3 protein-coding genes are annotated in these 1,771 nt (G+C 59.1%); all 3 read left to right on the forward strand.

Going from position 1 to position 1,771, the window contains the following annotated elements:
* Window positions 1-118: 118 nt before the first annotated feature.
* A complete protein-coding gene (locus tag EN780_RS33405; protein WP_128276390.1) occupies window positions 119-727 on the forward strand; it encodes a hypothetical protein in 609 nt (202 codons plus the stop codon).
* Window positions 724-1,266 (forward strand): thermonuclease family protein, encoded by a 543-nt coding sequence (locus EN780_RS33410; RefSeq protein WP_128276391.1) that lies wholly within the window; start codon window positions 724-726, stop codon window positions 1,264-1,266. The genes EN780_RS33405 and EN780_RS33410 overlap by 4 nt, the downstream gene beginning before the upstream one ends.
* On the forward strand, window positions 1,263-1,771 hold a 509-nt coding region (locus EN780_RS33415), incomplete at its 3' end, for a thermonuclease family protein (RefSeq protein WP_189556948.1). The genes EN780_RS33410 and EN780_RS33415, both read left to right, overlap by 4 nt.

A 1,771-nucleotide genomic window follows, 5' to 3' on the forward strand; every position in this document is an offset into this window, starting at 1 on the left:
AAACCGATTAAGTTCGCCATTGTATGAACCGATTTGGTGTAGCGATACAAGTTTTTGTGCCACACTTAAACCCCAAAAGTGGGATTTGGGTTGAACCAAGATGGTAAAGGGCTGGAAAATGAAACGGACCATCCTTGCTGCATTCGCAGGTTGCATTATTGCAACGCCGGCCTGGTCGGTGGACAACGTCAACAAGGACTACATCAAGTCGCTGGCGGCACCGGGCAAGACGGTGCTGGTCGTCGAATACTATGACGGCAGCGGCAAAGCCGTGGACCGTAAGGGCTACGCGTCAGCATCCGGATATGTGGCGGTATCGCCCACGGATTTCCGGGTCGATGGCAAGACCATTCTTCACCTTTACGGCCTCCAGCCGTGCCAGGGTGAAATGGTCAACCGGAAGGAAGGCTTTGCCGGCACTTGCGCCGACTTCGCGCAACAGCAGCTGCAAATCATGCTGAAAAGCCCGAAGGTCATCTTCTGCCGGGCCTTCGTCAGCGAGCAGTCGTCACCGACGCAGAATGCCACCTGCTATGGCTACTACAATTATCCCGGCAGCCTCGATTCCGTTGATATGTTCGAGGAGCAGCTTTTGTCCCTTGGCGCGTTGCGCCTGACAAAAAAGCCCGATGGCTCCTATGACCGGCCGGACCTCGCGCAGGCCGAAGATGTCGGCAAGGAAGGGTCCTACGGCATGTGGGCCGATCCGCGAGTGGAGGCCCAATGAGGTTTTCGCTCGCCCTTACGCTCACCGTGGCCAGTGTTGCAACGGCGCTTAGTGCGCCTGACGGCTATTTTGACCTGGAGCCGGGCATAACACTGGAAACCGGCGACACCTGGGTTGCAGAGGGGCAACGCTACCGCCTCTTTGGCGTTCAATCCTGCCTTCGCGGAACCAACTACACCGACTTGGAGGGGCAAAAGCGCGATTGTGGCGATGCGTCCCTGGCAATGTTTGCTGCCTATATCAAGGACACCAAGCCGGTTTGCGCGCCGGTCGCCAAGACCGCGGACCTAACCTACGTCATTTGCTATGCCACCGTTGGCAAGGATCGCCTCGACCTTGCCACCATGATGATTTCGAGCGGCTACGCCTTCGCTTCGCTCGATGATCAGGGCATGCCCCTTCATCCGCCGTACTCCGTGGCCGAGCTGGACGCCCGCGAACGCAAGGCCGGTCTCTGGCAGTTTCCCGATGTTGTGCACCCGGCAGTCCTGTTGGCCAAGACAGCCAACGAGCGCGCCAAAAGGGAGGCGAAGCAATGAAAGCCCAACTCGTCCTGTCGGCAGCAATGCTTGCCCTCACCGTTGAGGTCGTCGAAGCGGCTGATGTCAGCAGGAATGAGCCTGTTCGCAAGGTCTACCGGCCAGCTGCAGAACCATCCGCCGCCCCGGTGACAGGGGTGCATCCCGTTCTAAGAGGGCGGGTCACTGTCATGGACGGGCTGACGCTCTGGTATCCTCAGTATGCAGAGAGAGTCCAACTGGCCGACATCGACGCGTGCGAGCTGCCGCAATGGGCGCTCGATCCTAAATGGGAAGACCGCGAGCACGTAAAGGCCCCTCTCCCCGTTCCGTGCGGACCATTTGCCAAGGCATGGCTCAAACGGACGGTCGGCAACAAGTCGGTGACCTGCACCGTCGTCTCCTACAGAGTCGACGGTACGGCGATCGCGCGTTGCACCACCGGCGCTCGAGATCTTGCCCTGGAAATGCTTCGTGTCGGTTGGGCGCGAGTTGCCTCCCCTTATCCCGTCAATGGCCAATATGC

Source organism: Mesorhizobium sp. M4B.F.Ca.ET.089.01.1.1, assembly GCF_004022605.1.
Classification (GTDB): domain Bacteria; phylum Pseudomonadota; class Alphaproteobacteria; order Rhizobiales; family Rhizobiaceae; genus Mesorhizobium; species Mesorhizobium abyssinicae.

Excerpts from the sequence above, each read along its gene's own strand:
- EN780_RS33405 (WP_128276390.1), top strand. The coding sequence starts at position 119 with ATGAAACGGACCATCCTTGCTGCATTCGCAGGTTGCATTATTGCAACG.
- EN780_RS33410 (WP_128276391.1), top strand. The coding sequence starts at position 724 with ATGAGGTTTTCGCTCGCCCTTACGCTCACCGTGGCCAGTGTTGCAACG.